This is a genomic window from Exiguobacterium sp. s150, assembly GCF_018618435.1.
In the GTDB taxonomy this organism is placed as follows: domain Bacteria; phylum Bacillota; class Bacilli; order Exiguobacteriales; family Exiguobacteriaceae; genus Exiguobacterium; species Exiguobacterium alkaliphilum.
In genome coordinates this window covers 1-6,159 of the sequence record NZ_JACSMC010000054.1, presented here as the reverse complement: position 1 = coordinate 6,159, position 6,159 = coordinate 1, and the positions used below count along the sequence as shown (strand labels likewise).

At 51.8% G+C, this 6,159-nt stretch carries 5 protein-coding genes; all 5 read left to right on the top strand.

The genetic code is table 11. The features are described from left to right. Positions 1 to 256 precede the first annotated feature (256 nt). Positions 257 to 1,465 carry a M48 family metallopeptidase gene (locus tag KNP76_RS15225; protein WP_214845005.1) on the top strand — a complete coding sequence of 403 codons (1,209 nt, stop codon included), beginning with the start codon at positions 257 to 259 and terminating at the stop codon, positions 1,463 to 1,465. Between the two features lie 97 nt (positions 1,466 to 1,562). Next, on the top strand, positions 1,563 to 3,320 hold the full coding sequence (locus tag KNP76_RS15220) for a sensor histidine kinase (RefSeq protein ID WP_214845004.1): 1,758 nt from the start codon (positions 1,563 to 1,565) through the stop codon (positions 3,318 to 3,320). After that, positions 3,317 to 4,024, top strand: a complete 708-nt coding sequence (locus KNP76_RS15215) for a response regulator transcription factor (RefSeq protein ID WP_211779924.1) — start codon at positions 3,317 to 3,319, stop codon at positions 4,022 to 4,024. Before KNP76_RS15220 ends, KNP76_RS15215 begins: the two co-directional genes overlap by 4 nt. A 15-nt stretch (positions 4,025 to 4,039) precedes the next feature. Continuing rightward, positions 4,040 to 4,753 carry a purine-nucleoside phosphorylase gene (deoD, locus tag KNP76_RS15210; RefSeq protein WP_034815803.1) on the top strand — a complete coding sequence of 238 codons (714 nt, stop codon included), beginning with the start codon at positions 4,040 to 4,042 and terminating at the stop codon, positions 4,751 to 4,753. Between the two features lie 134 nt (positions 4,754 to 4,887). Next, positions 4,888 to 6,054: an MFS transporter gene (locus KNP76_RS15205; RefSeq protein WP_214845003.1), complete on the top strand. Its 1,167-nt coding sequence runs from the start codon at positions 4,888 to 4,890 to the stop codon at positions 6,052 to 6,054. The last annotated feature ends 105 nt before the right edge of the window (positions 6,055 to 6,159 follow it).

The following is a 6,159-nucleotide window of genomic DNA, read 5'->3' as shown; positions in this document are numbered from 1 at the left end:
CTCATCTGAAGGCTTGAGCAAAACAGAAATGGACTGCGCTCGCACAAGCACTTCAGAATCCCACTGCTTTAGCTGTGGGAGTGTCAAATCACGAACAATACGGACGGACGCGGCAATCCGGGTGCCGACGACGATCAATTGTATCGCGTGACGATTCGATAGAAACTGACACTTTGTCAGTTTCTATTTTTTGTTGCTTTTTGAAAGTAAGTCGCTATAATTAGGTTGTTAATTGGAAAATGAAGGGGAATATTACGTGAATAAAATAAAACTTATTCATAAGCATGAAAACTTGTATTTCGGCTTGCTCGTCGCGGCGAGCGTTATGACAATTCTTTTAGCCATCGTCTTAACGATTGCCTCACTCGGCATCTTTTTAGTCATCATCGGCTTCATCGTGTCATTATCGATGTTCGCCCACTGGATTCAAATCGGCTATATTCGAACGAACGGGGTCAAAGTGACGGAACATCAATTTAAGGATCTGTATGAGATATATCAACGCGTCGGACAAGGGATGGGCATCCGGATGTTACCGGACGTCTATATCTTGCAAGCCGGGGGCATCTTGAACGCGTTCGCGACACGGTTCTTCCAAAAGAATATGATTATTTTATACTCAGACATCGTTGAGTTGTCACGGAACGGTCAAGTGAAAGAAGTCGAGTTCATTATTGCGCATGAACTAGCGCATATTCGCCGTAACCATGTGCAAAAACAATGGCTCGTCTTGCTCGGGAATATCGTCCCGTTCCTCGGGTCGGCCTACTCGCGGGCTTGCGAATATACGTGCGACCGGATGGCGGCCCATTATATTCAAGACGAAGCGGCAGCGAAGCAGGCGCTTACCGTCCTTGCAGTTGGTGGCACGCTCGCTAAGGAAGTGAACGAGTTCGACTATTTACAAGAGGCGAGCCGTGAGAACGGCTTTATCGCCAAATACAGTGAACTCATTTCGACACATCCGACGCTACCGAAACGAATCGCCGCCATTGCCACGGCAGCTGGCGAAGTGAATGTACCGGTATTCAAGACGGCCGGATATGTCAAAGCGTCAATCATTGGGACGATCGCCATGACGGTCGTGTTGAACGGGGCCATCATCGCGTGGCTCGTCATGAGTGACGGGTTCGCGAGTCTTGCCTCGACACCATTTAGTGAAGGATTCACCGATATGACGATGGAAGATCCACTTTCACAGCTTGCCTATGACAATGCGAGCTATGACGAGATTGAAGCCGAGATTTTAGGCGGTGCCGATGTCAACGCGCAAGACGGATATGGCGACACGCCGCTCCATAACTTGTTCTATAACGAAGAAGTCGACTACGCGACGGTCGAGCTATTGCTTGAGAACGGGGCCGATGCGTCGATTGAGAACATGGACGGCATGACGCCACGTGATTTGGCAGTTGCGGAAGGACATCCTTTCGATTTAGTGGAATTATTGCGCTCGTACGAGTGATGTAGAGGTTCGTTCTGTAGAAAGTCTACGGAACGAATCTTTTTTTTGCTTCTTTGAAAGCGTTTGCATCGGCCGTGATATAATCGGAGGAGGAGGGATGACGGTGAACAGCATTCGAACGAAACTGACGGGAATGATCGCGCTGACGATTCTCATTCCGGTCATTTTGGCGACGATTATTTCCTATTGGTACGTGAAGGACCGTGAGCGTGAACGCGGCCTGCAGTTGACCGAATGGTCGCTCGAACGTGGCACGTTGCAGTTTGAACGCTACATATCCGATTTGAGCCGTCTCCCGACGAGCCTCTATGCGAATCGGGACGTGCTCGATATTTTAGAGTACGGTCCGGGTCTCTCCCTCGAACAGACCGAACTCGAAGTAAGGCGGGCGCTACTCGGGATGTACTTGTCACGGGAAGACGTCGCACAAATCCAACTGCTTATACTCGAGGATATGGACTCGTTCGCAGCGTATAAGATGAAGGTGTCACCGCGTTCGAAGAAACAACCGAGCCCGATTCAACAACAACTGCTTGAAAACAAAGAGAGTCGTGTCTTGCTCGAGGCGTCGCATCCGCTCGTCCCGTACCATGACTTTGGCCCGATCCTCTCGGAGCAAGAAGTCGTCACACTCCATTTTCGACTCGATAAAATCGAGACCGATACACCGCTCGCCGTCTTATCAATTGATATCCCGGAAGACGTCTTCGTCGGTCAGCTCGCTTCTTTACAAAACAGCCCGGATGAGAGCCTTTGGTTCGTCGGGGCAGGTGATCAAGTGTTCGCTCATCTTGGCACCGAGCCGATTCCAGAGACACTTGCCCCGATGTCCGTATCACGCGACGGCAAACATCATCGCATCATCAAATCGTTTGAGTTCGAAAATCAGGCGTTTTATGTCGGCAAGTCCATTCCCGACCGTCTCCTCACCGAGCCGGCTTCACGAACGTCATTCATCATCTTCATCGTCGGAATTGCCTCGCTCGTTCTAGCCCTCATCGGTGCGACGTATGCATCGATGCGGTTGACGACACCGATTCGGACATTGACGTCGAACATACGACGAATCGAGCAAGGGGACATGACCGTCTCGTTCGATTCCCTCGGAAATGACGAGTTCGGGGTATTAGGTCGACAATTCAAGTTGATGATTGAGCGAATCGATGATTTGATTCAACGAGAATATCGGCTCGCGCTCGAGAATCGGACGAATGAGCTTCGGGCACTTCAAGCGCAGACGAACCCGCACTTTTTGTTCAACGCGCTCCAATCGATTGGCACGATCGCTTTGAAGGGGGATGGCAAGACAGTGTATCGTCTTATCACGCAACTGTCGTCGATGATGCGGTATACGATGCATCCGGACGAATCGATGGTCACGTTAAGGCGTGAAGTCGACCATTTACAGTCGTACGTCCGGCTTCAACACGTCCGTTTCCCTGATCGGTTCTGTATCGAGATTGACGTCCCCGAGGAGCTGCAGACGCTCGTCGTGCCGAAGATGATTTTACAACCGCTTGCCGAAAACTTTTTCAAACACGGATTCGAACGTGACGGGTCCTCGACGGCGAACCGGTTTTTACTGCGCATCCGACAGATTGGGCCTGAGCTCGTCGTCCATTGTGAGAACAGCGGACAAAAAATCCCGAATAATCAACTTGAAGCGTTACAAGAACGTATGGAACAGACGACCGAATTGCGCTACGGCGCGGAAGGTACCGGTTTAAAGAACATTCGCGATCGTCTCATGTTAAACTATAAACGGGAGGCTGAATTTATGTTGGCTACACCAGAGACAGGCGGTTTTCGCATCGTCATGCGTTTTCCAGCGGTGAAGGAGGCGGATGCGTCATGACGAAAGTGTTGATTGTCGATGATGAGTCACCGGTACGGGAGGCTGTCAAATTACTCGGGGAATGGGAGCGTCTCGGTGTCACGACCGTGATTGAGGCGAGCAACGGGAACGAAGCGAAGGCGTTGATCGCTACAGAACGTCCCGCCCTCGTCTTATCGGACATTCAAATGCCGGGATGTAACGGAATCGAGTTGATGGAGTGGCTCCATCAAGAAGCCGAATCGGCAAAGTTGATCGTCTTGACCGGGTATGACGAGTATTCGTATATGCGGCGCGCGATTCAACTCGGCAGTTTCGACTATTTACTCAAACCGATTGACCCGGACGTCTTGAACGACACGCTCGAACGGGCGCTTGTCGACATCCGTCCATCGTCAGAAGACCCAATCGTCCAAATCGGGGCGTTCATCGAACGGCATTATGCGGAAGAACTGAGTCTGCAAGGGATGAGTGAGCGCTTTTTTTTGAGCCGTGAATACATATCGCGGCGGTTCAAGCAACACTATGGCGTAAACTTATCCGAGTACTTGCTTTCGATTCGCATGCTCGAGGCCAAACGTCTCCTTGAGACGAGTAGACAACGTATTTACGAGGTCGCCCAAGCGGTAGGTTTTTCGGACGATAAATATTTCCGGAAAGTCTTCAAGAAACAAGTTGGTGTTACACCGAATGAATATCGGGAACATTATCAACGACAACTTTAAAGGAGGACATGAATCATGAGTGTACACATTGGAGCAAAAGAAGGACAAATTGCAGAAACGGTACTACTTCCAGGAGATCCGCTTCGCGCGAAATATATCGCCGAGACGTTTCTTGAGGACGTCGAATTGTACAACGAAGTCCGTGGCATGTACGGCTTCACAGGGACGTATAAAGGTAAACGCATCTCGGTACAAGGAACGGGGATGGGCGTTCCATCAATGTCGATTTACGTGAACGAGTTGATCATGTCATATGGCGCGAAAAACTTGATTCGTGTCGGGACGGCTGGCGGGATTCAAGAAGACGTCAAAGTCCGCGACGTCGTCATCGCCATGAGTGCGTCAAGTGAGATGGCACAAAACCGTGTCCGCTTCAACGGAATGGATTATGCACCGACTGCGACGTTCGACCTCCTACATCGTGCATATGTAAACGCGGAGAAAGCCGGAATCCCAGTCAAAGTCGGTCAAATCTTCACAGCCGATCAATTCTATCAAGATGACTTCCACCACTTCAAAAAGTGGGCCGACTTCGGTTGCCTCGCGATTGAGATGGAAGCGGCAGGCCTCTATACGCTCGCAGCCAAACATAAAGTCAACGCGTTGACGATTCTCACGATCTCAGACCACTTGTTGACTGGCGAAGAGACGACGTCAGAAGAGCGTCAATCGACGTTTGACGAAATGATTCGTGTCGCCCTCGACACGGCCGTCGAAGTGACAAATTAATCGGGTGCCCTACAAATTCGTTTGTAGGGCATTTTTGTGTCGGTGTGCTCAGTCGTCTATACAAAATATAGATGGCAAGCTAGACTGGAGCTGAAAACTTAGTCTGATTTGACTAGGCCGAGGAGTTGAAACGATTGAACAAGACGTCAGCGTTTGTCATCTACAGTATCGTCTTTTTTGCTTTCTTTGATCTATTCGCCCAGCTCCCCGTCATGAGCACGTTCGCTGTCTCAGTCGGGGCGACGCCGTTCATCGCCGGCGTCGCGATTGCCATCTACTCGTTAGCGAACACGTTCGGCAATGTCTTGTCTGGCATATGGACGGATAAGGTCGGTCCGTATCGCATCTTGCTCGCCGGTCTCCTCTTGTCGAGTGCGAGCTTATTCGCGTACCAGCTTGTCGATCACCCGACGACGTTGCTTGTCGTCCGTGTCATCCACGGATTCGTGGCCGGTCTCATCGTGCCGGCGGCATTCACCTTGTCGGCCAACCTGACTGCTGCGAACCGACAAGGAAAGAAGGTCGCCCTCACCGGGAGTTTCGTCGGCCTCGCCGCAATCCTCGGTCCGGCGTTTAGCGGGATCCTGGCGAGCCGGACGTCGGTCCCGGTCGTGTTTTCGTTCGTTGCGCTCTATGGGATTGGCGTCACCCTCTTGACGTTGTTCGTCATGCGGTCGTCCCGTTTGACGGAACGTCCGGTGGATGCTGAACCAACGATGGCGTCCCAAGGGCTACAGCGGGACGTCTTCAAGGCATACGTTGGTGCGTTCTTGCTCATGTTTTCGCAAGGGGCGCTCGCTTATCTGTTGCCGCTTTACGTCGAAGCGCTCGGGTACGACTCCCGGTTGAGTGGGACGCTACTCAGTACGTTCGGTGTCGTGGCGGTCCTCGTCTTCGCCTTGCCGACGAACCGGCTGTTCGACCGTCTCGAACCGACGAGACTCGCCGCGCTCGGCATCGGCATTCTTGGTGTCAGTCAAGTGCTCATCGGGAACGCCACGAGTGTGATGGCGCTCTATGCGGTGCTCGCCTTCTACGGTTTTGGTTTTGCCATCTTGTTCCCGGCCATCAATACGTTATTGATTCGGGCGACGACACGGGCGAATCGAGGCAAGTCGTACGGTTACTTTTATGCTTTCTTCTCACTCGGTACGGTCGTCGGCTCCGCCGTGCTCGGTTGGCTCACGATTGCGTTACAACATAAGTTCACGGTCACGGGTGTCGTCTTGCTCGGGGCGGCCGCCGTCTTCGGTTTATTCGAACAAGTGCGGCGACGCGTCTGGACGACGAAGTCGGAGTGAGCGCGTCATCTCTTCGTTACAGATTATACGAGCAGGAAAGCCCATACCGGGCATAGCCCGCCTTTAGGCATGGGATGAACGTGAGTTCGGATGTGAAAAACATCC